This is a genomic window from Streptomyces sp. NPDC028368 (genome assembly GCF_055565615.1).
This window is the reverse complement of the sequence record NZ_JBVHTY010000021.1, coordinates 18307-44172: the sequence shown is the minus strand read 5'-3', so window position 1 is coordinate 44172 and position 25866 is coordinate 18307. Positions and strand designations below refer to the sequence as shown.

Genomic DNA, 25866 nt, shown 5'->3' with positions numbered 1-25866 from the left:
CATGCCCCTTTTACCGCGCGTCCGTCTTCGGACGGGGAGTGGGCGGCGAGATCAGCAGAAGGCCCAGAAGCAGCAGGCCTCCTCCACACTCGCGGGTGTCGCGGAACACGCCGTTGGGTTCGGCGGAGTCCAGCAGACCCTCGACTTCGGCGGCCAGAATGGTCGTTTCGGTCGGTGCTGTGCGATCCGTAACCATGTTTTTTCCTCCTTCGGTGCGGCGGACGGGATCCACCTTGGCATCCGCCCAAATCGCCCGCAATCCGAAAAAACCGGACTTCTCGCCTTCTTCGGTGTCCGGCCCGGATTCCGCCCTCCGTGGCATGTCGCCCGCCGACCGGCCGCTCCACGCCCCAACTCCCTTGCAAGGGCGAGTCGTTGGGGGCATACGGGTGGCCGTCGAATGGCGTACGCAGTGGCCCGTTCGGGGGTGTCCGGCACCGGAGCGCACTGCTCCGTTCGGGCGTACTACCCGCAAGTACGGGGCGGTCGCGGCGACATGGCTACCTCCAAGTAACGGACGACTACCCCCAAGTACGGGACGGCGCGGGCCGTTCCGGACCGGCGCGCCGGCCTGATCAGCCTCAACGGCGACGGGCACAAGCTGCTGGGTTCCGTACGGCGGGAGACCGCCGGCATCCTCGCCGCCGAAATAGCCCTCCTGCCGCCCGACCGGCAGCATCTGCTGCACGACGCGCTCCCGGCACTGGAAGAGCTCGCCGAGCGCGCCCAGCGGCCCCGCCCCCGGAAACCGGCCCCCGGCCCCGGTGGCCCGGAGAACTGACGCTTCCGACATTGACGCTTCCGGCATTTGTGACGCTTCGTCGGCGACCGCTGCCCCGCCGCCGCGGCCGGCCCGAGGCGGTGCGGGGCGGACGGCATCGCTGGCCTAGAGTGCGGGGGTGCCGTCGTACAGCATTGGCCAGGCAGCTCGGCTGCTGGGAGTGAGTTCGGAGACCGTCCGCCGCTGGGCCGACGGCGGTCAGCTGCGGATGGACCGGGACGGCTCGGGAAACCGGGTGATCGACGGCGTCAGTCTCGCGGAGTTCGCCAAGGACCGTGGCGCCGGGCTGCACCCGGTGCCCGGTGAGGTCCGCACGTCGGTACGGAACTCCTTCGCCGGGATCGTCACCGCCGTCGTCCTGGACGATGTCGTCGCCCAGGTGGAGATCCAGTCCGGGCCGCACCGGCTGGTGTCGCTGGTCAGCCGGGAGGCGGCCGAGGAACTGGGCATCGAGGTCGGCGTCACCGCCACCGCCCGGATCAAGTCGACCAACGTCCACATCGACCGGCCGGACGACCGCGGGTAATAGCCCCCTCTCCCGCCGGAGGCTCGTCCAGCCGCTACGGGCGATCGACGGGCAGGCGACGGCACCCGAAGGCATTCCCTAGCGGCACAACAGCGCGGCATGCAGGTCGAGTTTGTGGTCGAGCCGGGACAGGTCACGACCGGTGAGGGACTCGATGCGCTGGATGCGGTAGTGGACGGTGTTGACGTGCAGATGCAGGATCTCGGCCGTACGGGCCCAGGAGCCGTGCTGGGCGAGGAAGACCTCCAGCGTCTCCAGGAGCATCCGGTGTGAGGTGCTGCCGCCGTGGGCCAGCGGGCCCAGGACCCGGGTGCTGAAGGCCGTACGGACCTCGGCGGGGACCCCGGCGAGCAGGGTGCCCAGTGTGGTGAGGTCTTCGACCGAGGTCACCCCGGCCGCCTTCGGGGCGTCGGTGCGGGCCGCGGCCAGTGCGTAACGCGCTTGGGACAGCGCGGAGTTGAGAGCATCGGGGGTGGTCGCGAGGGAGCTGACACCGGCGTGCAGCGGGGTCTGCGGACGGCAGGCGTGGAGGGTGGGCCACAGTTCGCTCAGCGCCGTGGAGGTCTCGCCGGCGGGGTCCGCGTGGATCACGGCGACGGCCTCACCGCCCGGGAGGCGGCCGGTCACGAACGGTTCGGCGGGGAAGTGCCGCAGCGCCTCGGTCAGTGCGCCGACCGCCAGGCCGCTGTCGTCCCCGCCCAGTGCGGCCACCACCACGCGGTAGGGACCGGAGGTGGGCAGGCCGGCGGCGTTCAGGGCCGACTCCAGTGCCGCGCCGTCGGCCCGGTCCGTGCCCACCAGCGCCGTCAGCGCGTCCGCGGCCCGCTGCGCGGCCGCCTGCCCGCGGTCGACGTGATGGCGGTACTGGGCGACGACCTCGGCTATCTCGTGCAGCACGCGCGGCGGGGCATCGGCCGCGCCGCGCAGATGCAGATGCCAGCTGTCGTACGGGCCGAAGTCCCCGTCGATCCGCAGACTGGTGCCGACCGCCCCCTGGAGATCGCGGGCGGCCTGCTGTGCGGGCAGGAACGGGGCCGCCGGAGTGCGGGCGATCATCCGCCCGGTGGCGGTCAGGAGATAACAGGCGGGCCCGCCCAGGTGCGCGAATGCGCGGTCGAGCAGCGCGTCCGGCGCGGCGTCCCCGGCGAGCAGGCCGGCGAGTTCCGTGCGGACGTTCTCCGGCAGCGCGTAGTGGTCGGTGGGGCGCCGGCTCAGATCTCCCCACTGGCGCAGATACACCGCCTCCGTGATGGCCCGGAAAGAGGTGTGCGCGGGCACCGCGATCAGGGCGATGCGGTGCTCGCGGCAGGACTCGACGAGGACCTCGGGCACCGAGCCATGGGTCTCCTCGCCGGCCATCAGCGCCGCGGCCCCGGCCGAATGCAGCGCGGAGACAAAGCGGTCGACCTTCGCGCGGCTGTCACCGGGCGTCCACCAGACCAGCCCGCTGAGCACCAGCTCGCCCGGTTGCAGAAACCGCGCCGGGTCCTCCAGATCGGTGGCGGTCACCCCGCTGACTTCCCGGGCGAGCAGGGCGCTCTCACCCCACAGGAGGGTCAGATCGAGCGAATCGAGCGGGAGGAGATCTTCGACGTGCATGTGCTGGCTCCTAGGGCGGCTGCCGGGAGAGGGACGGTGAGGGGCCCGGCATCTCACATTCACGAGGCTAATGCGAGTGGTTGCATCGTAAATGCCAGCCGCATCGACGGAAACACCTCTTGGTTGATCATCCAGATCCGGGCCGTCGCGCTCGTGTTTTTCCGTGGTGCGCACCAGTCGTGCCGGGCACCGCCGCGTTGCTTCACTCGGCAGCATGGATCTCAACACGGTGCTGGAGGTGCGAGACGCCCGGCAGCGCGCCCCGTGGCGCAAGGGCGACGCCTGGCTGGGCGGCGGCACCTACCTCTTCTCCGAGCCGCAGCCGCACATCCGGCGCCTGGTGGACCTGAGCCGGATGGGCTGGGAGCCGCTGCGCCGGCTGCCGGACGGCTCGCTGGAGATCGCGGCGACCTGCACCATCGCCCAGCTCTCCCGCTTCGCGCGCACCTACGACGTCCCGGCGGCACCGCTGTTCGAACAGTGCTGCCGTGCCTTCCTGGCCTCGTTCAAGATCTGGAACATGGCGACCGTCGGCGGCAACCTCTGCAACGGCCTGCCCGCAGGACCGATGATCTCGCTGACCGCCGCCCTCGACGGCAGCGCCCTGCTCCAGGCCCAGGACGGCTCCCTGCGCCGTACCAAGGTCGCGGACTTCATCACCGGCGCCGGCCGCAAGGACCTCGCCGAGGGCGAGCTGCTGCGCTCGGTCACCCTGCCCGCCCGGTCCCTCGCCGCCCGTACGGCATTCCGCCAGGCGTCGCTCTACGGACTCGGCCGCTCCGGCGCGCTGGTCATCGGCGCCCTCGACCCGCTGGACGGCTCGCTGGCCGTGACCGTCACCGCCGCCACCGTCCGGCCGTTCCGCCTCTGGTTCCCGATGGCGCCGGACGCCAGGGAACTGCGCGAGACGATCGAGTGGACCATCACCGACGGCGACTGGTTCGACGACATTCACGGACTGCCGGCCTGGCGCCGGCACATGGCGCTGCGGCTCTCCGAGGAGATCCGCCAGGAACTGGGCCGGGAGGCCGGGCGATGAGCTTTGAAATCCATGTCAATGAGCGGCCGTTCGAGGCGGAGCCGCGTCCGGGCCAGTGCCTGCGCACCTATCTGCGCGACCGCGGCTGGTTCGGGGTCAAGAAGGGCTGCGACGCCGGGGACTGCGGCGCCTGCACCGTCCATGTCGACGGCGAGCCGGTGCACAGCTGCCTCTACCCGGCGGTCCGCGCCGGGGGCCGCCGGGTCACCACCGTCGAGGGCCTGGCCGGTGCCGACGGCGAACTCCACCCCGTACAGCAGAAGTTCCTGGACGCCCAGGGTTTCCAGTGCGGCTTCTGCACGGCCGGCTTCCTGATGACGACCTCGGCGCTCGTCGCGGAGCAGGGCGGTGAGCACGATGACGGGAAGCTGGACGATCTGCCGCGCGCCCTCAAGGGCAATCTGTGCCGCTGCACCGGCTACCGGGCGATCGAGGACGCCGTGCGCGGGGTCAAGAACGTCGAGGAGCCGTGCCCGGGGCAGGCGGTCGGCCGCAACCTGGGCGCCCCGGCCGGGCCGCTGGTGGTCACCGGCACCGCCCGCTACACCTTCGACATCAACGTCCCCGGCCTGCTGCACATGAAGCTGCTGCGATCCCCGCACCCGCACGCCCGGATCGTCTCCATCGACACCGCCGCCGCGCTCCGGGTCCCCGGCGTGCACGCCGTCTTCACCCATCACGACGCCCCCGAGCGGCTGTTCTCCTCGGCCCGGCACGAGCACCCCACCGAGGACCCCGACGACACCCGGGTGCTGGACGATGTGGTCCGGTTCGTGGGGCAGCGGGTGGCGGCCGTGGTCGCCGACAGCGAGGGGGCCGCCGAGGAGGGCTGCCGCCGGATCGTCGTGGAGTACGAGGAGCTGCCGTATGTCATCGACCCGGAGGAGGCGATGCGGCCCGGCGCGCCGGTGATCCACCCCAAGGGGCCCGAGACACGGATCGCCCGCGCGCAGAACAACGTCGTCGGCGAGGTGCACGGCGAGATCGGCTGCGTCGAGGACGGCTTCGCGGAGGCCGACATCATCTACGAGGAGAGCTTCCGTACCCAGCGGGTGCAGCACGCCAGCCTGGAGACGCACGGCTGCGTCGCCTACTTCGAGAAGACCGGGGAGGCCGGGGAGGCCGAGGAACCCGAGGGAGCCGGGGAGGCCGAGGAGAGCGACGGGGTGCCGGGCATCGGGGAGCGGATCGTGGTCCGGTCCAGCACTCAGGTACCGTTCCTGACCCGCCGGGCCCTGTGCGCGCTCTACGACCTGCCCGAGGACAAGGTCCGGGTGGTCGCGGGCCGGGTCGGCGGCGGGTTCGGCGGCAAGCAGGAGATGCTCACCGAGGACATCGTCGTCCTGGCCGCGATGCGGCTCAAGCGCCCGGTGAAGCTGGAGTTCACCCGGGCCGAGCAGTTCTTCGGGGCGACCACCCGGCACCCGTTCCGCATCGCCCTCAAGGCTGGGGCGAAAAAGGACGGCACGCTGACCGCCCTCCAGCTCCGGGTCGTCTCCAACACCGGCGCGTACGGCAACCACGGCCCCGCCGTGATGTTCCACAGCGTGGGCGAGTCGATGGCGGTCTACCGCGCGCCGCACAAGAAGGTGAACGCGTACTCCGTCTACACCAACTGCGTGCCGGCCGGCGCCTTCCGCGGCTACGGGCTCGGGCAGGTCACCTTCGCCGTGGAGTCGGCGATGGACGAGATCGCCCGCCGCCTGGGCATCGATCCGCTGGTCTTCCGGGAGCGCAACATCATCGGCCCCGGCGAGCACATGATCAGCCCCGGTGGTGAGGAGGAGGACCTGCATATCGCCAGCTACGGCCTGGACCAGTGCCTCAAGGTCGTCCGCGACGCCATCGCCGGGGACCGCAGCGCCGCCGACGCACCCGAGGGCTGGCTGGTCGGGCAGGGCACGGCGATGTCGATGATCGCCACCGGTCCGCCCGGCGGGCACTTCGCCGACGCCACGGTGACGCTGCTGGAGGACGGCACGTACGACATCGCGGTGGGCACCGCGGAGTTCGGCAACGGCACGACCACCGTGCACAAACAGATCACCGCCGGCGCGCTGGGCACCACGGTGGACCGCATTGCCATCCGGCAGTCCGACACCGACGTCGTACGCCATGACACCGGCGCGTTCGGCTCGGCCGGGACGGTCGTCGCGGGCAAGGCCGTGATGAAGGCGGCGAACGGCCTGGCCGAGCAGATCCTGACGTTCGCCGCGGAGCACGTCAGGGTGCCGAGGAGCCTGTGCCGGCTGACGGCGGACTCGGTGGAGTGCGACGGGCGGCTGGTGGCCCTCAAGGAGCTCCACGAGGCGGCGCGCAGCACGGGGGTGGAACTGTCGGCGGCCGGACACTGGGGCGGCTCACCGCGCTCGGTGGCCTTCAACGCCCAGTGGTTCCGGATCGCGGTCGACCCCGGCACCGGCGAGATGAAGATCCTGCGCAGCGTGCACTCGGCCGACGCGGGCAAGGTCATGAACCCCATGCAGTGCCGCGGCCAGGTGGAGGGCGGCGTCGCCCAGGCGCTCGGCGCGACCCTCTTCGAACAGGTCCTCGTCGACGAGGGCGGCAAGGTGGTCACCCCCGCGTTCCGCCGCTACCGGCTGCCCGCCTACGCCGACGTACCGCGCACCGAGGTGCACTTCATGGAGACCTCCGACGCGATCGGCCCGCTGGGCGCCAAGTCGATGAGCGAGAGCCCGTTCAACCCGGTGGCGCCCGCCTTCGCCAATGCGCTGCGCGATGCCACCGGGGTGCGTTTCACGGAGGTGCCACTGCTGCCCGACAAGGTGTGGCAGGCCATGGAGGAGCATCGGGCCGCCGGCGCGGGGGAGGGGTGGCCGGCCACGGCGCATCCGTCGCGCGAAGGGTCGGTGTGAGACGGCCGGACGGCGGAGCGGCACGCATGGCTGGATCGCAACCTCGGACATGCCGCCCGGATCGCGCAAAGTGCCTCACGCTAGCGAGGTAAAAATGCGTATGGGGGTGGCATTCGTGGTTGGCGGGTCCGTCGGTCGGGCATCACAGGGGGCAGTCGCCACGCGAACAGCCTCGAGGGGGACTCGAATGAGCCGACTCAGCCCGCCGCCCCGCCCCACCGTCGTCCGTGCGACGCCGGCGGACGCCGCACCCGCCCGCCCCCGGCGCTTTGTGATCCGCGGCGAGCTGCACCATCCGCTCGCGCTGACCGTCGCGGACCTACGGGAGCGATGGGCCCAGCGGCACGCCGAGGTGGTCTTCGACTGCGCCACCAACGGGCCGCAGCACCACACGTTTGAAGGGCCGCTGCTCCGGGAGGTGCTCGGCGAGGCGGAGCCGGCGTTCGATGCCCGACGGCGCAAGGACCGCTCCCGCTTCCTGCTGGCCGTCACCGGCGGGGACGGGCACCACGCGGTGCTGTCCTGGGCAGAGCTCGACGCGGACTTCGGGGACGCGCCGATTCTGCTGGCCACGGCCATGGACGGACGCGGGCTGGAGGAGGAAGGCAGCCAGCTGGTGGTGCCCTCGGACCGGTGCGGGGCGCGGTACATCAGCGCCATCACCGGGATCTGGGTCGGCAGGTGTGCCGTGCCGGACGAGTGGGCCACCCCGGAACTGCGGTAGGCCCCCGGCGTGCGGGGACCTACGGCGGGTGCGGCGGGCGCCGGGGTCAGGCGGTGGCGAGGGAGATCTCGGTGGACTTGATCAGCGCGGTGACCGGCGAACCGGTGGTCAGGCCCAGGTCGTTGACCGCGTCCTTGGTGATCGCGGCTGTCAGCTCGCCGCCCTCGACGCTGACCTTCACCCCGGCCATCGCGCCACCGGTGGCGACGCCCTCCACGATCCCAGGGATCTGGTTACGGATGCTCAGCCCGTCGACCGCTCCGGTGGCGAGGGCGACCTCGGTGGATTTGATCAGCGTGCGGACCGTCGAGCCTGCCGCGAGACCGAGTTCTTCGGCCGCCTCCAGAGTGATAGCGGCGGTGATGTCCTGGCCGCCTTCCAGCCGGACCTTGACGGTCGCCATGACCTCGCCGGCGGTGACGGCGGTGACGGTGCCGGGAATCTGATTACGGATGCTCAGGCTCATGATGGGCGCCTCAATTGCGGAGTCGAATGTCAGGGTTTTCCTGCTTTGTCTCTTGTTCTTGCACTCTAGCCACACTCTGTGCGGTCGTCCGGATACGCGTTGCGGGCGCCAGGGCGATAGCCGAATACGCCTGGCAAAACAGAGGTACGGCGATAAGGAGACGCAGGTCAAAGGCTTTGGCCCTTCCTCCAATGGCCCTGGCGGCTGCTATAGAGATTCGACTTATGAATTGCAAATGCCAGCCGATACTGCATATCTTGTCGCACATGCAGTCCTATACAATCGGTCAAGCGGCGCGATTGCTGGGCGTCAGCCCGGATACCGCCCGCCGTTGGGCGGATGCCGGCAAGGTCGCGACCCATCGCGACGACAGCGGCCGCCGCCTGATCGACGGCCGGGATCTGGCCGCGTTCTCCATCGAGGTCGCACAGAACGGCACCGGTGAGGACGACGCCTCCTACACCTCGGCCCGTAACGCCTTCCCGGGCATCGTCACCGCCGTCAAACTCGGCGATGTGGCGGCGCAGGTCGAAATCCAGGCAGGGCCGCACCGTCTGGTGTCCCTGCTGACCCGGGAAGCGGTGGAGGAACTGGGACTGGAGGTCGGCATGCAGGCCACCGCCCGCGTGAAGTCCACCAGCGTGCACATCGACCGCACCTGAACCACCGCGTGAGCCGCCGCGCTTGAACCACCGCGCGACACCCCGCTCCTGCTCACGCGCTGACACCACCGAACCGCACCCACCGTCCCCACCGGTCGGCTGCCCCACTCCAGCGGCGTCGCCCGTCCCCGGCGCGACTGGTCCCCATCCGCTCGGGCGGCATCTGTCGCCCCGCGTCTCAAGGAGTCCCGCCCCATGTCTCGTGTCGTCACCCGGCGTCGCACCGCCGCCGCCCTCGTCACCGCCGCCCTGCTCGTTCCCCTTGCCGCCTGCGGCAACGACGACGGCAAGAAGGACAGCGGCGCGAAGGCGAGCGGCGGCGCCCCGAAGGCCGACCTCACCGTGCTGGCCGCCTCGTCGCTGACCGATGCCTTCAACAAGGCCGGTGCGCTCTACGAGAAGGAACACCCGGGCACCAAGGTGAAGTTCTCCTTCGCCGGCTCGCAGGAACTGGCCGCCCAGGTCAGGGAGGGCGCCCCCGCCGACGCCCTGGTCACCGCCGACACCAAGACCATGGACGGGCTGGCGAAGGCGGACATCGGCCACCCGGCCGTCATCGCCAAGAACCGCCTGGTCATCGCGACCGGTGAGGGCAACCCCAAGAAGATCGACAACCTCAAGGACCTCACCGACAGCAAGCTCAAGGTCGTGCTCGCCGCGTCCGAGGTGCCCGTCGGCCGCTACAGCAAGCAGGTCCTGGACGCCCAGAAGCTCACGGTCAAGCCGGTCTCGCAGGAGCCCAACGTGCGCGCCGTCCTCAGCAAGGTGGAGCTCGGTGAGGCCGACGCCGGCCTCGTCTACAAGACGGACGCCGCCACCGCGCCGAAGAAGGTCGACGCCATCGACATCCCCGACGCGCAGAACGCCGTCGCCTCCTACCCGGCCGCGACCCTGACGAGCTCCAAGAACGCCAAGGCGGCGGCCGCGTTCGTGAAGTGGCTGAGCAGCCCCGAGGCGCAGAAGATCCTCCGGGACGCGGGCTTCCAGAAGCCGTAACCGTCCCGAGTGCGGTGCACGGGGCCGTCCGGCTCGGGGGAGTGGACGGCCCCGTGCGCCGCCATCGCCGTACCCCGGCCCGACCCGCTCCGATCCCTGGAACCGCGATGAGACGTCTGCGTACGCTTCCCCGGCCGTCGGCGGCGTCCCGGCCGGGGAAGCCCCACGCGCCCGGCACCCGCACCCCGCCGGCGCTGGGCGTGCCCGCACTGCTCGCGATCGCCTTTTTGCTGATGCCGCTGATCGGCATCATGGCCAACACCTCCTGGGGCGACCTCGGCACCCACCTCACGAGCCCCGGCGTCACCGAAGCGCTCCGCCTGTCGCTGCTGGTCTCCTTCTGGGCGCTGGGGCTCTCCCTGCTCCTGGGCGTGCCGCTGGCCTGGCTGCTGGCCCGGGTCAGCTTCCCCGGCAAGGCGCTGGTGCGCTCGCTCGTCCTGCTGCCGATGGTGCTGCCGCCGACCGTCGGCGGTGTCGCCCTCCTCCTCGGCTTCGGCCGCCGCGGACTGCTCGGCCCCTGGCTGGAGGACACCTTCGGCCTCACCCTGCCCTTCCACACCTCCGGCGCGGTGGTCGCGGCCACCTTCGTCGCCATGCCGTTCCTCGTCATCAGCCTGGAAGGCACCCTCGCCGGACTGCGCCCCCGTTACGAGGAGACGGCGGCCTCCCTCGGCGCCTCACCCGTGCGGGTCTTCCTCACCGTCACCCTCCCCATGGTCGCCCCCGGCCTCGCCGCCGGCGCCGCGCTGACCTGGGCCCGCGCGCTCGGCGAATTCGGTGCCACCATCACCTTCGCCGGCAATCTGCCCGGCACCACCCAGACCCTGCCGCTCCAGGTCTATCTGCTGCTCCAGGGCTCTCCGGAAGCCGCCACCTCCGTCTCGCTGCTGCTGCTGGTCATCGCCATGGCCGTCCTGGTGGCCCTGCGCGGCCGCTGGACCGGCGGTACGGCCGACCGCACGGCCCGCACCGTACGCGTCGCCGACGACAACGACCTGGCGGCCCCGCCCGCCGCGGACCACCGGCACACCGACGACGCGCCGCCCGCCCCCCAGGGACGCTGGCCGCTGCACGCCCAGGTCACCGGCTTCAACCAGCTCACCCTGGACGCCGAACCGGGCACCACCATCGCCGTCGTGGGCCCCAACGGCGCCGGCAAGACCACCCTGCTGCGCGCCCTCCTCGGCCTCACCCCGCGCGCCCGCGCCGCGCTGCGCCTCGGCGACACCGACGTCAGCGCCCTGCCCCCGCACCGCCGCGGCGTCGCCTGGGTCCCGCAGGACGGCGCGCTGTTCCCGCATCTGAGCGCCCTGACCAACACCGCGTACGGGCTGCGCGCCCATGGCACCCCGCGCGCCGAGGCCCGACGTGCCGCCCAGCAGTGGTTGGACCGCCTCGGCGTCGGCCACCTCGCCCACCGCAGACCCGCCCAGCTCTCCGGCGGTCAGGCCCAACGCGTGGCCCTGGCAAGGGCGTTGGCCGCCCGGCCGCGGCTGCTGCTGCTGGACGAGCCGCTGGCCGCCCTCGACCAGACCACCCGCGCCCACGTCCGGCACACCCTGCGCCGCCATCTCGAGGGCTTCGGCGGGGTCTGTCTCATCGTCACTCACGACCCCGTCGAAGCGGTCTCGTTGGCCGACCGGGTCCTCGTGCTGGACGGGGGCCGCTCCCTCCAGGACGCCCCGCCCGCCGAGGTCACCCGCCATCCCCGCTCGCCCTGGGTCGCCCGGATGCTGGGCCGCAACGCCTGGCCCGGCACCGCCACCGCCGACGGCCTCACGCTCGCCGGCGGCGGCCATCTCGTCGTCGCCGACCGCATCACCGACGGAGCCGAGGCGCTGGCGATCATCGCCCCCGAGGCCGTCTCCGTACACGTCGACAAACCCGCGGGCAGCCCCCGCAATGTCTGGCCCGGCACGGTCCGCGAGATCACCTCCGCCGGCAGCCGGCTGCGCATCCTGGTCACCTCACCCCAGGCCCCCGACCTGGTGGCCGAGGTGACCCCCCAGGCCGCCCTCGAACTCGGCCTGACCGACGGCGCCGCCGTCTGGACCAGCGTCAAGGCCACCGAGGTCACGCTCGTCACCCTGTGAGGGTCCGCCCGGTGCACCGCGCCCCGGCGCCGCCGTCGTGCCGCCCGCCTAGTGCCCGGCGGCCGCCGGCTCCAGCACAAACACCGGAATCCGACGCTCCGTCTTCTCCTGGTAGTCGGCGTAGTCGGGGAAGGCCTCGACCGCCCGCGCCCACCACAGCGCCTTCTCCTCGCCCGTCACCTCACGGGCCGTCATGTCCTGGCGCTCCGGGCCGTCCTGGAGCTCCACCCGGGGGTCGGCGATCACGTTGTGGTACCAGACCGGGTGATTAGGGGCGCCGCCCAGGGAAGCCACCACGGCGTACGTGCCGTCGTGGGCCACCCGCATCAGCGGACTCTTACGGAGCTTGCCGCTCTTCGCGCCCCGGGTCGTCAGGATGACGACGGGCATGCCCCGCATGGTCGTCCCCTCCTTGCCGCCGGAGCTCTCGTACAACGCGACCTGATCGCGCACCCACTGCGCCGGGCTCGGCTCGTACTCACCCTGTAGAGGCATGCTGTCCGTCCCTCATCGAAGACTTCTTCCGGCATCGGCCGACGGTGGCAGCTGCGCCGCCCGCGGCAGCCATGACCTTCGCGCAACAACCGCGAGCGGCGCAATCATCCCCGCCGCGCCGCCGTGTCGGCCCCCGCCGCCCCCTTCCCGCGGGCGCGCGACGCCGCGGCCCGCGCGAGTGAACGTCCGGAGCCTCCCGGCCCGCCGGCACCATGCGGGGCCGGCGCGCCAGGAGGCTGACGTAGCGTCAGGCCGGAGCGGTGTCAGGAGACGAGCTCGGCCGACCGCTCGCGGCTACGGCGGTGCTGCTCGGCCCAGTTCGTCAGCGCCGCGCCGCACGCGTGGTCGAGATGACGCAGACCGCTGAGATCGAGCTCGATGTCCCGGTCCGCGGGGAGCGCCTCCAGCTGGTCGAGGAGCTTGGGCAGCCGCAGGAACGTGGCGTTGCCCACGGCCCGTACCACGACGGGTCCGCCGTCATCCGGAACGTCGGTCTCGAGATGGACGTGAGAGGTCTCCCAGGCGGTCTTGGCGACCGCCATCAGCAGCCCGATGAGAACGCCCTCGAACATGTTCACCGTGACGATGGCGAGCGCGGTGACCAGCAAAACGACGGCCTCGCCGCGGTGTTCGCGCCACAGGGGGCGCAGATCGCGCAGCGGGATCAGCTTCCAGCCCGCATGCACGAGTACGCCGGCCAGCGCGGCCACCGGCACCACTCCCAGCGCCGCCGGGAAGGCCGCCGCGAAGAGCAGCAGCCAGACGCCGTGCAGTACGCGGGAGACCTTGGTGCGGGCCCCCGCCTGGACATTGGCGGCACTGCGGACGATCACCGCGGTCATCGGCAGCGCGCCGAGCACCCCGCACACCGCGTTGCCGGCGCCCTGCGCCATCAGCTCCTTGTCGTAGTCCGTACGCGCCCCGTCGTGCAGCCGGTCCACCGCGGCGGCGCTGAACAGCGACTCCGCCGACGCGATCAGCGTGAACGCGAGGACCGTACCGAGCACCCCGGCCTCGGTGAGCCGGCCGAGGTCGGCCAGGCCGGGAGGCTGAATCGCGTCCAGCAGCCCGCTGACCCGTACCCGGGCGACCGGCAGATCCAGCGCCCACACCGCGGTGGTGGCGAGGGCGACGGCGGCCAGCGGCGCCGGCAGGATCCGCGCGGCGCGCCGCCAGCGGGGCCACAGCACCAGGACGGCGACGGTGGTGGCACCGATGGCGAGGGCGGTCAGCGCGGGGCCCGACCCGGCGGTGGCGGTGACCAGGCCGGGCAGCCCGCCGACGTTGGCCAAGCCGCTGCCCGGTGCCTTGGCATCCGTGAGGGCATAGAGCTGGCCGGCGATCAGGACCAGGCCGATACCGGCGAGCATGCCCTGGACCACGGCGACCGAGATGGCCCGGAACCAGCGCCCGAGCTTGAGCGCCCCCATGGCCAGTTGCAGCACACCGGCCGCCAGCACCAGCGCGCCGAGCGCCCCGATGCCGTAGGTCTTGACCGCTTCGAAGACCAGCACGGTCAGCCCGGCGGCCGGGCCGCTGACCTGGAGGCTGCTGCCCGGCAGCAGACCGGTGAGCAGCCCGCCGACGATCCCGGTGACCAGCCCCAGCTCGGCCGGTACGCCGGAGGCGACCGCCACCCCGACACACAGCGGAACGGCCACCAGGAAGACGACGATGGAGGCGGTGAAGTCCGCCCGGTATGAGGTGAGTTGCTTCAGCATGTGACGGCCCGCCTTCACAGGGGGAGGAAGGAGTCGGCGGCGGGCTGATAGGCGGATACCGAGCCGGTGTGCACCTCGTAGAACCAGCCGTGCAGGGTGACCTCGCCGGCTGCCAGGCGCTCCTGTACGCAGGGGTATCCACGCAGCCGGTCGAGCTGTTCCCGGACATGCTGTTGAACCGCGGCGGTGACCGTCGGCTCGGCGTCACCGGGCAGCTCGTCGGACAGCTGCTGCACCAGCCAGTCCCGTACGGCGGGCGCCCCGGCCAGGTCCTCGCCGCGGGCCTTCGCGCCGACCGCTCCGCAGTGCGAGTGACCGCAGACCACGATGTCGGAGACGGCCAGGACACGCATCGCGTACTCGATGGTGGCGGCCTCCGAACTGGCCGTCATCCCCTCCTGGTGGACGGGCACGGCATTTCCGGCCGTGCGGAGTTCGAAGAGTTCGCCGGGCCGGGCCCCGGTGATCAGGGACGGGACGACCCGGGAGTCGGAACAGGTGATGAACAGGGCGAGGGGGGACTGTCCGTCGGCGAGCCGGCCGTAGGCCTCCCGCTCCTCGCTCCGTTCGGCGATCCGGGCCGTCCGGCCGCGGGCATGCTGGATGAAGGTCTCCATGAGGAGGTCTCCTGCTGATGAGTGATGCCACCGTGGGGTGGCGTGAACGTGCGGCGCTCGAGTGGTGGGGCAGGCCACCACGGCTCGCTCAGCAGCGGAAGACGCTGTGCAGTACCGGGAGTTGGAGGGGTCTGGACGCGGCGGCGGCCCGGGTCGGCCCCCAGCCCGTCGGGGGACCGGAGGCGAGGGCCGGCGCGGAGGTCGGGTCGGTGCGGCACGGCGGGAGCGGTCGTCCCGTCAGATGCGGAACGCCGGTCGAGGTCCGCACGGCGCGGCGCGGCTGGCCGTGCCCGGCGTCGAATTCGGTGCCGCCCTCACCGGTGTCACCGTCGCAGATGACCGGGGCGGTACCGGCGGACTTGAGTGCTACGGCGGCCGGCAGTGCGGGCGTCGGCGTATCGGGCGCGGCGGCCGCACCGGCCAGGAAGAACGCGAGGACGGCGATGAAGAGGGTGAGAGGGATACGGCAGAGGCGGCGGAGCGACCGGACGGGCACGTCGGCTATGCCGGTGGTGCTGGGTATGCCGGTTCCCTTCCGCATCCTCGCCCCCCTGTATCGGCCCTGCGTGCCCTCATAGTGCACCATTCAGGTTTCCAACGTGATAACGGGAAATGGCGCCATGTTTCTCTGATGCGTCGCCGCGGGTGCGCGGTCGTCGGGTACGCCTCCCGGGTATCTGAAAGTAAAGTAATCGCCAAGTTGATGTCCGTCAAAGGCAAAGCGCCGCAGGTCATTGCGCCGCCCGGCGGCGACCGATCGGATGACCCGCCGAGCGGGTCCGGCGGCCGGATCCCACCTCCTGCGGAACGATCGCGACCAGTCATCGGCTCATCGGTATCAGCCCCAGGGGAGTCTGCCGTGCGCATTCTGCTCATCGCCGGCGCGTTCAACAGCCTGACGCAGCGCGTCTTCGCCGAACTCACCGACGGCGGACACCACGTGCGCGTGGAGCTGGTCACCCGGCAGACGCCACTCCTTGCGACCGTGCGCCGCCACGCCCCGGATCTGATCGTCGCGCCGATGCTCAAGACGGCCGTTCCCCGGGAGGTGTGGTCCGCGTACACCTGCCTGATCGTGCACCCCGGGCCCGTCGGGGACCGCGGGCCGTCGTCCGTGGACTGGGCGGTGCACCTGGGCGCGGACCGCTGGGGCGTCACGGTCCTGCAGGCCAATGACGAGATGGACGCGGGGGACGTATGGGCCGACGCCACCTGCCCCGTCCCGGGCGTCGGCAAGAGCGATCTGTACCGCAACGAGATCGCGGATGCGGCGGTCGCGGCGGTCCGCACCGCGGTCGAGCGGTTCGCCGCCGGCGACTGCCGCCCGCGGCCGCAGGACTCGATCCCCGCCACCGGGAAACCGGGCCGTCCCCGGCCGCCCCTGCGCCAGGACGACCGCCGCATCGACTGGCGTACGGACCCGGCCGAGACCGTCGTACGCACCCTGCGCGCCGCCGACTCGCAGCCGGGGGTACGCGATGAACTGCTCGGCGCGACCTGGTTTCTGCACGGCGGCCACCCCGAGGACACGCTGAAGGGCGAGCCGGGCACCGTGATCGCCACCTGTTGCGGAGCCATCTGCCGGGCAACCGTCGACGGCGCGGTGTGGATCCCGGAACTGCGGGCGCCGCGCACCCCGGGGCAGCCGGCCACGTTCAAGCTGCCCGCGACCCTGGCCCTGGGCGGCCGGCTGCCGTCCGTACCCGAGATCCCGGCACCGCCGGAGCCGGGCGCGGGCCCCCGTGACCAGGCGGCCGGCTCGCGCACCTGGGCCGATATCCGCTACCGCGAGGACGGCGCCGCCGGATTCCTGCGCTTCTCTTTCCCCGGCGGGGCGATGAGCACCGACCACTGCCGGCGCCTGCTCGCCGCCTACCGGCACGCCTGCTCCCGGCCGACCTCCGTGCTGGTCCTCGGCGGCTGCCGGGACTTCTTCTCCAACGGCATCCACCTCAACGTCATCGAGGCCGCCCCGGATCCCGCCGAGGAGTCCTGGGCCAACATCAACGCCATGGACGACCTCGTACACGCCGTCCTGACGACGACCGACCGGCTGGTGGTCGCGGCGCTCGGCGGCAACGCCGCGGCCGGCGGGGTGATGCTGGCGCTCGCCGCCGACGAGGTCTGGTGCCGCTCGGCCGTGGTGCTCAACCCCCACTACCGGCTGATGGGCCTGTACGGATCCGAGTTCTGGACCTACACCCTGCCCGGCCGGGCAGGCCTCGAGGCGGCCGCGCGGCTCATGGAGCGGGCGCTGCCGATCACCGCCGCCACGGGGCAGCGCCTGGGACTGGTGGACCGGCTCCTCGACTGCGCCCCGCAGGACTTCGCCGCACAGACCGCGCAGCTGGCCGCCCGGCTGGCCGCGGCGCCCGCCTGCGGGGCGCGGATCGCCGCCAAGAAGGCCAACCGGGAACGGGACGAGGCACACCGGCCGCTCGCCGCCTACCGGTCCGACGAACTGGCCCGGATGCACACCAACTTCTTCGGCCCGAACCAGCCCTACCACGCGCTGCGGCGCGCCTTCGTACGCAAGGAACCCGCCCCGCACCCGGCGACCTGACCGGCGCCCGCTCAGCCGATGGCCACGCCCGGCCGCAGCAGCAACGCGACATCGACCGCCGCGACGACGACCGCCCCGACGAACGGCGCCGCGGGCCGAGGTCCATGTCACCCCGGTCGGCGACGAGTTGACCGGGGTCGCCGTCCTCAGTACGACACGGCGCAGTTTCGATGCCCATCTGGCCGGATTCCTTCGCCTGGCCGCGCTGCTGGACGGGCCGTCGGCCGGTGCCGTGCGGGGGGGCTGGTCCGTTGCGGCACGGCCGGCCGCAGGCGTACGAGCGGGAGTGGCGGCGGCTGTCGCGGCGGCACCGGCTGCTGACCGAGGCGCTGGTCCGGCTGGGCGGTCGCGCGGCCACCGCTGGGCTGATCGTCCCGGCGGCGGCCAGGATGCCGTCGGCCTTCGCCGCGGCGGTGCATGCCCTCGAGTGAGACGAGGAGAGACGAGGAGAAGAAGACGACGAGAGGGAGAGGCCATGCCCGGCTCCTGCACCGGCGTACGGGGGGCGCCGGTGCAGGAGGCCGGGTAAGGCCGAAGAACGACTCTGCTGGTGACAGAACCCGCCGTCTACGGGGTGGGCAGGTACTTGTAACCGATGCCGAACACGGTGCTGATCGAGTCGCGTCGGCTCGGCCCCAGGCGTCGGCGCAGGCGGGCGATGTGGACATCGACGGTGCGGGCGCTGGACTGGCAGGTGGGCCAGAGGGCGTCCATCAGCTGCTGCCGGGTGAAGGCGCGCTGTGGGTGCAGCACGAGATGGGCGAGCAGGTCGAATTCCAGCCGGGGGAGGCTTAGTTGGCGCCCCTCGATGGATACGGTGCGGGCGGCGGTATCGATCTGTATCGGGTCCGGTGGTGTCACCGTATGGTGCGCGGGCGTATTCGCAGAGGTGGGGCGGGGTGGTTCCTCGCAGGAGGGCGCCAAGATGATGTGCACCTCGTCCGGGAGTCGGTGAACTGATACGGGTTCGAGGTCGTGCAGGGTGAGTTGCCACTTGCCGTCGGGAAGCCGGTCGACCGCCAGGGGAGGCCCGTCGTCGGGGTCGGCGTCGGCCGGGAGGCCGAACTCTGACTCTGGTCGTGAGACAAGGGTCGTCGAGGAGTTCATAAACATGATCTGGGCCCATTCCTCTTGCAAAGCAGGCGTGTACGGACAGAGACATGGCGGTGCTCGACGTTCGGTGTGCGGAGGTACTGCGGGACGAGCGCGACGCGGTCCCGATGCGGGTTGGCCAACCGGCACTTGTGGTGCGGTTGTGGTCAGCGGGGCTATAGCTCCATCCGTGCCGGAAGCGTGCGCGCGCCCAGGCCCGTAGTTCAGCCGTGACGTGGTGCGAAGCCACGGCTCAGGTCCAGTCGAACGCTACATGTGATCACATGCTTCCGGAAAGTAGCGTCCGCTAATCACGGTAGGTCTTTAGTCGTTTTCACGCTGATCTGGCGGACCGTCAGATAGCGCTGAGGAGTGTCTTTTTGGTGTACGGGACATGATGGTTAGGCAAACACATCAGGAACGTGTCAGGAATGCATCAGGAGCGCATTCGGAGCGCGGGGAAAGTGACGCGCTCGGGTGCGGGGGGTGGCCGAAACGGCACCCTGTCCCGCCATGGACCTTCGGAAAGTCGCCGATCGGCATGGCTGAAAAATCGTCCTGAATTGGCCGACATTTACGAATAGTTGAGGGATGAACGGGGGGCGAAAGGCGTCATGATCGGCTCGGCGCCGCCCGCCCGCCCGCCCGGCCCGGTGGCGGCGCACCGCGTCGCGACGGGCGCAGACGGGGGGAGCCGGCAGCGCTACCGTCCGGCCCGCCTGAAATCAGCATAGGCGTAGCCGTATTCGGTCAGGGTGCGGCGGCCGGGCCGGTGCATGCCCAGGCCCGTGAGGTGCGGTGCGGTGCCGGCACCGGCGATCGCGCGCGGCACCCCGGCCGGGCTCCGGTCGTCCTCGCGGCACCCGCCGCCCGGCGGGCCATCTCCGCCATGTGGCGTGGCCTCCGGGCGGCCGTTCCACGGCAGGATGGTCGCAGTTGACCACGAGGGCGTCCTGGACGCGGCTCGATGTATGGCGATGCCGAGAGGTCACGCCCCGGGAAAGATCACGTAGGAGAACCGATGACCGAAACCCCGCCCGCCGACGCGCAGTCCGTGCCCGTCGGGCCGCCGCCGCCGTTCGACCCCGAGCTGGCGGCCTCCCTCGAGGTCATAGGAAAGGACCTGCCGAGCGCCCTGCTGCCCGACATGATCCCCACACTGCGCCAGTCGCCCCTCATGGAACTGCCCTCGGACGAGACCTTGAGCCTGGGCGGCGCCTTCGAGATCGAGGACCGCACGGTGCCGGGGCCGCAGGGCGCGCCGGACATCTCGCTGCTCATCCTGCGTCCGGCCGGGGAGCGGGCGCCGCTGCCCGCCCTGTACGTGATGCACGGCGGCGGCATGATCGTCGGGGAGCGCCGCAGCGGCTCCCTGGGCTTTCTGGCGCTGGCGCGGGAACTGCGTACGGTCGTGGTGTCGGTCGAATACCGGCTCGCCCCCGAGCACCCGCATCCCGCGCCGGTGGAGGACTGCTACGCGGGTCTGCTCTGGACGGCCGCCCACGCCGCCGAGATCGGCGTCGACCCCGGCCGGATCGTGCTCGCGGGCGCCAGCGCCGGCGGCGGTCTCGCCGCGGCCGTCGCCCTGATGGCACGCGACCGGGGCGGCCCGGCGCTCGCCGGCCAGCTGCTGCTCTGCCCGATGCTCGATGACCGGAACGACACACCCTCCAGCCACCAGATGGCGGGTCTCGGCGTCTGGGACCGTACGGCCAACAACACTGGCTGGACCGCCCTGCTGGGGGACGCGCGGGGCGGCCCGGATGTCTCGCCGTACGCCGCGCCCGCCCGCGCCGAGGACCTGTCGGGGCTGCCGCCGGCATTCATCGACGTCGGCTCGGCCGAGACCTTCCGGGACGAGGACATCGCCTACGCCACCCGGCTGTGGCAGGCCGGGGGCCGGGCCGAACTCCATGTGTGGCCCGGTGGGTTCCACGGGTTCACGGGCTTCGCGCCGCAGGCCGCGCTGTCTCAGGATGCCGCGGCGGCACCGCTGCACTGGCTGCGCAGGCTGCTCGCGAACTGACCGTTGCCCCGAACCCGCCCGCCGGAAGCGAGTTGGCAGCCGCCGCGGGAGACAGCAGGATTGCGGGCGTGAAGGATCTGGCGGGGAAACTGGCCGCGTACGGTGCCGATGTGCGCAGCGCACTGGACGTGATCGCGTACTTCGACCGGCTGGTCGAGGAGCGTGCGGGCCTGGAGGCGGTGGTGCGCGGCGCGGCCGTGCTGTCCGGCGTGCCCGCCCGGCTGGTGGACGACGACCGCGGACTGCACATCCGGGTCGAGGCCGGCGGGCGGCGCGGTGGCGGAGGGCCGGTCGACCTGCAGTGGCTGCGGACCGAACCCGCGGCGGCGGGCGGCGCGGCGGCCGTATGGCTGGAGCGGCACGGCCCGCCCGACGGGGTCCAGGCCATGGTGCTGGAGCGGGCCGCGGTCGCCGCCGGCGTCGTCCTGGACCGCACCCGCGGCCGGTTCGCGGCTCCGGGGCCGGTCACCGACCCCGCGTCCGTGGAGGTGCTGCTGGACGCCGGCGCCCCCGAGCACGCCCGGTGGCAGGCGGCCGGCCGCCTGGGCCTGCGGAATGCGGCGCCGGCCCGCGCCATCGCACCGGCCGGCGGCCCGCCCGAGATCGAGGCGGTACCCGCGGAGGGCGGACGGCGGCCCGATGGCGGCCGCCGGGCGGGCATCGGCCCCGCCGTACCCCCGCTCGACCTGCCCGCCTCCTATGCGGCCGCACGCACCGCCCTGCGGTTCACTGCCGAGGGCACCGAGCGGGACCCCGGCCCCAGGACGGTGTACGCCGACGACCTCGGCGGCCTGGCCCTGCTGGCGACCACCGTCGGCCCCGGCACCGAACCGCACCCCGACGTCCGCGCCCTGACCCGCGCCGCCGCGGTGGCACCCTGGGCGGCGGCCACCTTGTACACCGTCTCCGTGAGCGTCAGCCTGCGCGCCGCCGCCACCGCGCTGAACGTGCACCACTCGACCCTGCAGAGCCGCCTCACCCAGGCCGAACACCGGCTCGGCTGGCCGGTGCACACCCCGCACGGGCGGCTGCGCCTGCAACTCGCCCTGGCGCTGGGGCGGTTGCATCGCAACCCGCCCGGGTGAGCCCGGAGGGCTCCGCAACGCGCGCGGCAGGGGACCGGCCCGTGAGGGCAGGTCCCCTTCGGTAGGTGGATTTCGGGAGCCGCGTGGCCCGGATGATCAGCCGACGTAGACAAGAACGGCGAATCCGTAGTCGCCGTAGCCGAATCCGTAGTCGTCGTGGTGGAAGCCGCCATAGCCGTAACCGCCGTCGTAGCAGTCCGAGCCCCGGCCCCAGTCATCGTTGCAGCCCCATCCATGGGTGGCGGCGTGGGAAGGTGCGGCTGCCGGTGCGGCGGCGGGAGCCGCGCTTGCGGCGCCGGCCCCGGCCAGTACAAGGAAGGGCACTGCGCACAGTGCTGCCGCTATACGGTGGGTCCTGGTCTTCGCGCGCATGATCGTCCCCTCTCGGGGTTGATGCGTTGCCGATTCATCGGCGAATCTATGTGGAGTTCTCCTGGCCTCACCGCAGTGCACCGGGAACGCACGAGGCCCCGGCGCACCGGGCGGGGGCGAATGGGCGGGACTCCGACCAGCGCTGTTGAACGTCATCGACATTGAACGTCATCGACCTGCAGTGACGTCGTTGTTGCAATCTCAATCAGACGTCACTTCCGAGCGTAGGCACGGCGCCCCCGGGCGGTCAAACACCTGCTCCCCGCATACGCCCGGCCACACGGCGGGGCATATGCCCCGCCGTGTGGCCGGCCCTCACCTGCGGAGCCGCCCGGCTCCGCCGCGATCAGGCCGGGCGGCGGTTGACCACACTCGTGGTCACTACACCTAGGGCCTGTCGCCCTAGGGCCTGTCGTTTGGATCAGGTCGGGCTCGCGGGGTCTGGCACGCGCATCTGCGGCGTTGTCGTCAATCAGCAACGCTCCGCGTTGCCTCAATCCTCCGCCTTGCAGCTGCACGCACCAGACCCCGCTCCCTGATCCGACCTGATCCAAACGACAGGCCCTAGGCGCCCACCACCCCGTCGATTCCCTCGCGCAGGAAGTCCGCATGGCCGTTGTGCCGGGCGTACTCATGAATCATGTGCAGCATCACCATCCGCAGCGAGACATCCTCGCCCCACCGGGCCTGATAGCCCCTCACCTCGAGGGACTCCGCAGCCCGCTCGATCCGCCGGGCGTGCTCCACCTCGGTCTGCCAGGCGTCGAACGCTTCCGTACGGGTGGCCGTACGCGCGTCGTACGCCACCTGGAAGTCGCCCTCGGCCGACCACACGAGCGGCACGTCCTCGGCATTGATCACCCGCCGGAACCAGGCGCGCTCCACCTCCGCCATATGCCGCACCAGGCCGAGCAGTGAGAGCGTGGACGGCGGCATGGAGCACCGCCGCAGCTCCTCGTCGCCGAGACCGTCAATCTTCATGGCGAGCGTCGCGCGGTGGAAGTCGAGGTAGGCGCGGAGCGTCTCCCGCTCACCTGCGAACCGCGGCGGATCGATGCGTTCGATGGTCATCGGCCCACAGTAGTCCGGTGGCCTTCGCCTCGAACAGCAGCCGGCAGTGGCACCCGCCACTCCCGCCGCCGCGGCCCGCGCGGCGGCCGTACGGCCCCGCCCCACCGCGGCAGGACGGTCAGGATGATCAGGACGTCACGGTAGATACCGCTCGATGGCGGCGGCGCCTTCCTCGTCGATCAGCCGCCTCGCCCACTCCAGGCTCGAGGGCGTCGGCTCCCGGCCGGACGCCTTCACCAGGTCCTCCGGGTCGAAGGGCCGCTCGCCACCCGTGTACAGCTCCGTCGGCCGGTGCTCGGCCGCGCTCTGACTGCCATTGCTCGTCACAGGTCCTCCTTGTTCCGCGCCCGCCGAGTCCCAGGGCGGATGCTTGACTCCATCATCGGTCCGCCTGCGGCCACCCGCACGGCGTACCGCGCGCGGGCGCCGGAGAGGCCTCAGCCGACCGGGCGCGGCGCCCCCGGATAGTGCGGCGGGAAAGCCTGCTCGGTCCAGATCGTCTTGCCGTACGGCGTGTAGCGCGTCCCCCAGCGCTGGACCAGCTGCGCGACGATGAACAGCCCGCGCCCGCCCTCGTCGTCGCTCGCGCTGTGCCGCAGGTGGGGCGAGGTGTGACCGGTGTCCGAGACCTCGGTGAGCAGCGTCAGATCGCGCAGCAGCCGCAGATGCAGCGGCCCGGACGCGTGCCGCACGGCATTGGTGACCAGCTCGCTGACCGCGAGCTCGGTGGCGTACGACAGCTCCTCCAGGCCCCAGTCCCGCAGCTGCCCGGTGGCCAGCTCGCGGGCCCGGCCCACCGCCTCCGGCTCGGCGGGCAGCTCCCAGGCCGCGACCTGCCCCGCGTCCAGCTCGCGGGTCCGCACCAGCAGCAGCGCCGAGTCGTCCGTCGCCGTGCCGGTGGGCAACAGCTCGGCCACCACCCGGTCGCACAGCTCGTCCAGCGGTCTCCGGTGGTCGACCAGCACCTGGCCCAAGGCCTCCAGCCCCGCCTCGATGTCCCGGTCGCGCCCCTCGACCAGACCGTCGGTGAACAGCGCCAGCAGACTGCCCACGGGCAGCTCGGTCTCCAGCGACTCGAACGGCAGGCCCCCCAGCCCCAGCGGCGGCCCCGCCGGCAGATCCGGGAAGGACAGCACACCCTGGGGATCGACGATCGCCGGCGGCAGATGCCCGGCCCGCGCCATGGTGCAGCGCCGCGACACCGGGTCGTAGATGGCGTAGAGGCAGGTCACCCCGGTGGCCACATCGTCGTCCGTGTCGGTGCCCGGCGTGCTGCTCCGGTCGTCCGCCGTCTGCCCCACCAGGTCGTCCAGCCGGCTCAGCAGCTCGTCGGGGGACAGATCCAGCTGGGCCAGCGCCCGCACCGTCGTCCGCATCCGCCCCATCGTGGCCGCCGCCTGCAGGCCATGGCCCACCACATCCCCCACCACCAGCCCGACCCGGCTCCCGGACAGCCCGATGACATCGAACCAGTCGCCGCCCACCCCGGCCTGGTTGTCACTGGGCAGGTAGCGGTAGGCCAGATCGGTCGCGGACTGCGGGGCCAGATGCTGCGGCAGCAGATTGCGCTGGAGGGTGAGGGCGGCGGAGTGCTCGCGGGCGTAGCGGCGGGCGTTGTCCAGACAGACCGCGGTACGGGTGACCAGCTCGTCGGCCAGCTCGATCTCGCCGCTGTCGAAGACGGACGGATGCTCGCCGCGGACGAAGGTGACCAGGCCCAGCGGTCTGCCGCCGGCGCGCAGCGGCACCACCATGGTGCTGTCCACCAGCACCATGCCGCCGGAGGACAGGCTGCGGTACTGCGGCGAGCCCGGCGGATAGACGATGCGGTGCGCGCTGCCGGGCTCCCCGCCCGTCGTCTCGCCGTCCGACCGCGCCACGACCCGTACGAGCGGGGGCAGCCCGACGCCGGGCGCCGGCTCATCGCCCTCCAGCACCGCCTGCACCAGGTCGACGGTGACCGCGGCGGCGAATGTCGGCACCGCCACCTCGGCGATCTCCCGGGCGGTGCGGGTCATGTCGAGGGTGGTGCCGATCCGGGCGCCCGCGTCCACCAGGAGGTTCAGCCGGCGCTGGGCCCGATAGCGCTCGGTGATGTCGAAGGCGTCCTCGCACACCCCCAGCACCCGGCCGTCGGCGTCCTGAAGGCGGTAGTAGGAGCAGGACCACACATGGTCGGTCCCCGGATCGGTGGGCAGCTCCCCGACGAAGTGCACATCGAGGATCGGCTCGCCGGTGTCCAGGACGCGTCCCATCACCGCGTGGGTGGAGCTCGGATACCCCTCCGTGACGAACTCACCCCGCGGATACAGCTCATCGGCCCGCTTGCCGAGGAAGTCCCGCAGCGGCAGCCCGATCTCCCGCCCGTACGTGGCGTTGAACCAGCTCAGCCGCAGGTCGATGTCGTAGATCGCCAGGCCCAGCGGCGACTGGGTGGCCAGCCCGTGCAGCATGGCCTGCCGCACCTCCCACTCCCGCAGGCCGTCCAGCTCGGCCGCCACGAGGACCCGGGCGGGCGCTCCACCGGCATCGCCGCCGGTAGCGGCCAGCGGGCAGATCGAGGTTGCCACCGACAGCAGCCGGCCGTCACGGTGCCGTGCCGTACGGGCCACGCTGCCGATCATCTGGGCCAGCGGCGATTCCCCGGAGGCACCCTTCCCCACGGACGGCAGCAGGGTCTCCAGAGGGCGCCCGATGATGGCGTCCGCCGGATACCCGAACAGCCGCTCGGCCGTCGGGCTCCACCCGATGACCAGGTTGCGGGCGTCGAGCACCGCTGTGGCCGCCCTGGTGACGTCGAGGGGACCACGGAAGTCGGCGCTCTCGACCGCATTCCATGTGTTCATGGCATCAACCCAGCCCGGTTAAGTACCTACAGCATCGAGCCTGATCAAGACGGGCACAACCGCTCTGGCACCCCGCGACGTGGCCGGCCGGGGCGGGGGCCGTTGGTGGTTGGGCCGGGTGGGGTAGAGGTTCGGCGCTACCGCTCTGGCACCCCGCGGCGTGGCGGGCCGGGGCGGGGGCCGTTGGTGGTTGGGCCGGGTGGGGGTATCGGCCTC

At 72.0% G+C, this 25866-nt stretch carries 23 protein-coding genes; 11 read left to right on the top strand and 12 right to left on the bottom strand.

Annotated features, from left to right (window positions below):
• Positions 1-10 precede the first annotated feature (10 nt).
• Complete coding sequence (locus ACZ4S3_RS35100; RefSeq protein WP_467941913.1) at positions 11-196, bottom strand: hypothetical protein; 186 nt, start codon at positions 194-196, stop codon at positions 11-13.
• Positions 197-899: 703 nt separating this feature from the next.
• Here ACZ4S3_RS35100 and ACZ4S3_RS35095 point away from each other — a divergent pair.
• Positions 900-1307 (top strand): TOBE domain-containing protein, encoded by a 408-nt coding sequence (locus ACZ4S3_RS35095; RefSeq protein ID WP_467941911.1) that lies wholly within the window; start codon positions 900-902, stop codon positions 1305-1307.
• Between the two features lie 78 nt (positions 1308-1385).
• Here ACZ4S3_RS35095 and ACZ4S3_RS35090 read toward each other — a convergent pair whose 3' ends face one another.
• Positions 1386-2906 carry a PucR family transcriptional regulator gene (locus ACZ4S3_RS35090; RefSeq protein WP_467941909.1) on the bottom strand — a complete coding sequence of 507 codons (1521 nt, stop codon included), beginning with the start codon at positions 2904-2906 and terminating at the stop codon, positions 1386-1388.
• A 214-nt stretch (positions 2907-3120) separates the two neighbouring features.
• On the opposite strand from ACZ4S3_RS35090, the gene ACZ4S3_RS35085 reads away from it, so the two are divergent.
• The 3 genes from ACZ4S3_RS35085 to ACZ4S3_RS35075 all read left to right on the top strand — a co-directional run bounded on the left by ACZ4S3_RS35085 (position 3121) and on the right by ACZ4S3_RS35075 (position 7545).
• The gene (locus tag ACZ4S3_RS35085) at positions 3121-3945 is read left to right on the top strand and encodes an FAD binding domain-containing protein (protein WP_467941907.1); all 825 of its coding nucleotides are present in this window, start codon (positions 3121-3123) and stop codon (positions 3943-3945) included.
• On the top strand, positions 3942-6821 hold the full coding sequence (locus ACZ4S3_RS35080; RefSeq protein ID WP_467941905.1) for a molybdopterin-dependent oxidoreductase: 2880 nt from the start codon (positions 3942-3944) through the stop codon (positions 6819-6821). The genes ACZ4S3_RS35085 and ACZ4S3_RS35080 overlap by 4 nt, the downstream gene beginning before the upstream one ends.
• 187 nt (positions 6822-7008) lie before the next feature.
• Complete coding sequence (locus ACZ4S3_RS35075; RefSeq protein ID WP_467941903.1) at positions 7009-7545, top strand: molybdopterin-dependent oxidoreductase; 537 nt, start codon at positions 7009-7011, stop codon at positions 7543-7545.
• 46 nt (positions 7546-7591) lie between these two features.
• On the opposite strand, the gene ACZ4S3_RS35070 is transcribed toward ACZ4S3_RS35075, so the two are convergent.
• The gene (locus ACZ4S3_RS35070; RefSeq protein ID WP_467941901.1) at positions 7592-8011 is read right to left on the bottom strand and encodes a TOBE domain-containing protein; all 420 of its coding nucleotides are present in this window, start codon (positions 8009-8011) and stop codon (positions 7592-7594) included.
• Positions 8012-8277: 266 nt separating this feature from the next.
• Between ACZ4S3_RS35070 and ACZ4S3_RS35065 the strand changes: the two genes are divergently transcribed.
• The 3 genes from ACZ4S3_RS35065 (at position 8278) to ACZ4S3_RS35055 (ending at position 11762) form a co-directional block, all read left to right on the top strand.
• Complete coding sequence (locus ACZ4S3_RS35065; protein ID WP_083109474.1) at positions 8278-8673, top strand: TOBE domain-containing protein; 396 nt, start codon at positions 8278-8280, stop codon at positions 8671-8673.
• Between the two features lie 195 nt (positions 8674-8868).
• Positions 8869-9669, top strand: coding sequence for a molybdate ABC transporter substrate-binding protein (modA, locus tag ACZ4S3_RS35060; protein ID WP_467941899.1), 801 nt, complete (start codon positions 8869-8871; stop codon positions 9667-9669).
• A 107-nt stretch (positions 9670-9776) separates the two neighbouring features.
• Positions 9777-11762 carry an ABC transporter permease gene (locus ACZ4S3_RS35055; protein WP_467941897.1) on the top strand — a complete coding sequence of 662 codons (1986 nt, stop codon included), beginning with the start codon at positions 9777-9779 and terminating at the stop codon, positions 11760-11762.
• 48 nt (positions 11763-11810) lie between these two features.
• Here ACZ4S3_RS35055 and ACZ4S3_RS35050 read toward each other — a convergent pair whose 3' ends face one another.
• The 4 genes from ACZ4S3_RS35050 to ACZ4S3_RS35035 form a co-directional block, all read right to left on the bottom strand.
• The gene (locus ACZ4S3_RS35050; protein WP_467941895.1) at positions 11811-12257 is read right to left on the bottom strand and encodes a nitroreductase family deazaflavin-dependent oxidoreductase; all 447 of its coding nucleotides are present in this window, start codon (positions 12255-12257) and stop codon (positions 11811-11813) included.
• A gap of 263 nt (positions 12258-12520) precedes the next feature.
• Positions 12521-13978, bottom strand: a complete 1458-nt coding sequence (locus tag ACZ4S3_RS35045) for a SulP family inorganic anion transporter (RefSeq protein ID WP_467941893.1) — start codon at positions 13976-13978, stop codon at positions 12521-12523.
• A 14-nt stretch (positions 13979-13992) separates the two neighbouring features.
• Positions 13993-14595 (bottom strand): carbonic anhydrase, encoded by a 603-nt coding sequence (locus tag ACZ4S3_RS35040; protein WP_467941891.1) that lies wholly within the window; start codon positions 14593-14595, stop codon positions 13993-13995.
• 88 nt (positions 14596-14683) lie between these two features.
• A complete protein-coding gene (locus ACZ4S3_RS35035; RefSeq protein WP_467941889.1) occupies positions 14684-15136 on the bottom strand; it encodes a hypothetical protein in 453 nt (150 codons plus the stop codon).
• Between the two features lie 318 nt (positions 15137-15454).
• Here ACZ4S3_RS35035 and ACZ4S3_RS35030 point away from each other — a divergent pair, with 318 nt between their 5' ends.
• Both ACZ4S3_RS35030 and ACZ4S3_RS35025 read left to right on the top strand, forming a co-directional pair.
• A complete protein-coding gene (locus tag ACZ4S3_RS35030; protein WP_467941887.1) occupies positions 15455-17158 on the top strand; it encodes a hydrogenase maturation protein in 1704 nt (567 codons plus the stop codon).
• 251 nt (positions 17159-17409) lie between these two features.
• The gene (locus ACZ4S3_RS35025) at positions 17410-17589 is read left to right on the top strand and encodes a hypothetical protein (protein ID WP_467941886.1); all 180 of its coding nucleotides are present in this window, start codon (positions 17410-17412) and stop codon (positions 17587-17589) included.
• Positions 17590-17725: 136 nt separating this feature from the next.
• Here the strand turns inward: ACZ4S3_RS35025 and ACZ4S3_RS35020 are convergent, their stop codons facing one another.
• Positions 17726-18265, bottom strand: a complete 540-nt coding sequence (locus ACZ4S3_RS35020; RefSeq protein WP_467941884.1) for a winged helix-turn-helix domain-containing protein — start codon at positions 18263-18265, stop codon at positions 17726-17728.
• A 1006-nt stretch (positions 18266-19271) separates the two neighbouring features.
• Here ACZ4S3_RS35020 and ACZ4S3_RS35015 point away from each other — a divergent pair.
• Positions 19272-20276 carry an alpha/beta hydrolase gene (locus ACZ4S3_RS35015; RefSeq protein WP_467941882.1) on the top strand — a complete coding sequence of 335 codons (1005 nt, stop codon included), beginning with the start codon at positions 19272-19274 and terminating at the stop codon, positions 20274-20276.
• Positions 20277-20344: 68 nt separating this feature from the next.
• Positions 20345-21361, top strand: coding sequence for a helix-turn-helix domain-containing protein (locus tag ACZ4S3_RS35010; protein ID WP_467941880.1), 1017 nt, complete (start codon positions 20345-20347; stop codon positions 21359-21361).
• 96 nt (positions 21362-21457) lie between these two features.
• On the opposite strand, the gene ACZ4S3_RS35005 is transcribed toward ACZ4S3_RS35010, so the two are convergent.
• The 4 genes from ACZ4S3_RS35005 to ACZ4S3_RS34990 form a co-directional block, all read right to left on the bottom strand.
• A complete protein-coding gene (locus tag ACZ4S3_RS35005; protein ID WP_467941878.1) occupies positions 21458-21733 on the bottom strand; it encodes a hypothetical protein in 276 nt (91 codons plus the stop codon).
• Positions 21734-22297: 564 nt separating this feature from the next.
• On the bottom strand, positions 22298-22804 hold the full coding sequence (locus ACZ4S3_RS35000) for a DinB family protein (protein WP_467941876.1): 507 nt from the start codon (positions 22802-22804) through the stop codon (positions 22298-22300).
• A 135-nt stretch (positions 22805-22939) separates the two neighbouring features.
• Entirely contained in the window at positions 22940-23131 is a 192-nt protein-coding gene (locus ACZ4S3_RS34995) for a hypothetical protein (protein WP_467941874.1), read from the bottom strand.
• Between the two features lie 110 nt (positions 23132-23241).
• Positions 23242-25650: a SpoIIE family protein phosphatase gene (locus ACZ4S3_RS34990; protein WP_467941872.1), complete on the bottom strand. Its 2409-nt coding sequence runs from the start codon at positions 25648-25650 to the stop codon at positions 23242-23244.
• Between the last annotated feature and the right edge of the window lie 216 nt (positions 25651-25866).

Bases quoted from the DNA above. Each gene is read 5' to 3' on its own strand.
- ACZ4S3_RS35100 (WP_467941913.1), bottom strand. From the start codon at position 196: ATGGTTACGGATCGCACAGCACCGACCGAAACGACCATTCTGGCCGCC.
- ACZ4S3_RS35090 (WP_467941909.1), bottom strand. From the start codon at position 2,906: ATGCACGTCGAAGATCTCCTCCCGCTCGATTCGCTCGATCTGACCCTC.
- ACZ4S3_RS35085 (WP_467941907.1), top strand. From the start codon at position 3,121: ATGGATCTCAACACGGTGCTGGAGGTGCGAGACGCCCGGCAGCGCGCC.
- ACZ4S3_RS35080 (WP_467941905.1), top strand. From the start codon at position 3,942: ATGAGCTTTGAAATCCATGTCAATGAGCGGCCGTTCGAGGCGGAGCCG.
- ACZ4S3_RS35075 (WP_467941903.1), top strand. From the start codon at position 7,009: ATGAGCCGACTCAGCCCGCCGCCCCGCCCCACCGTCGTCCGTGCGACG.
- ACZ4S3_RS35070 (WP_467941901.1), bottom strand. From the start codon at position 8,011: ATGAGCCTGAGCATCCGTAATCAGATTCCCGGCACCGTCACCGCCGTC.
- ACZ4S3_RS35065 (WP_083109474.1), top strand. From the start codon at position 8,278: ATGCAGTCCTATACAATCGGTCAAGCGGCGCGATTGCTGGGCGTCAGC.
- modA (WP_467941899.1), top strand. From the start codon at position 8,869: ATGTCTCGTGTCGTCACCCGGCGTCGCACCGCCGCCGCCCTCGTCACC.
- ACZ4S3_RS35055 (WP_467941897.1), top strand. From the start codon at position 9,777: ATGAGACGTCTGCGTACGCTTCCCCGGCCGTCGGCGGCGTCCCGGCCG.
- ACZ4S3_RS35050 (WP_467941895.1), bottom strand. From the start codon at position 12,257: ATGCCTCTACAGGGTGAGTACGAGCCGAGCCCGGCGCAGTGGGTGCGC.
- ACZ4S3_RS35045 (WP_467941893.1), bottom strand. From the start codon at position 13,978: ATGCTGAAGCAACTCACCTCATACCGGGCGGACTTCACCGCCTCCATC.
- ACZ4S3_RS35040 (WP_467941891.1), bottom strand. From the start codon at position 14,595: ATGGAGACCTTCATCCAGCATGCCCGCGGCCGGACGGCCCGGATCGCC.
- ACZ4S3_RS35035 (WP_467941889.1), bottom strand. From the start codon at position 15,136: ATGCGGAAGGGAACCGGCATACCCAGCACCACCGGCATAGCCGACGTG.
- ACZ4S3_RS35020 (WP_467941884.1), bottom strand. From the start codon at position 18,265: ATGAACTCCTCGACGACCCTTGTCTCACGACCAGAGTCAGAGTTCGGC.
- ACZ4S3_RS35015 (WP_467941882.1), top strand. From the start codon at position 19,272: ATGACCGAAACCCCGCCCGCCGACGCGCAGTCCGTGCCCGTCGGGCCG.
- ACZ4S3_RS35005 (WP_467941878.1), bottom strand. From the start codon at position 21,733: ATGCGCGCGAAGACCAGGACCCACCGTATAGCGGCAGCACTGTGCGCA.
- ACZ4S3_RS35000 (WP_467941876.1), bottom strand. From the start codon at position 22,804: ATGACCATCGAACGCATCGATCCGCCGCGGTTCGCAGGTGAGCGGGAG.
- ACZ4S3_RS34990 (WP_467941872.1), bottom strand. From the start codon at position 25,650: ATGAACACATGGAATGCGGTCGAGAGCGCCGACTTCCGTGGTCCCCTC.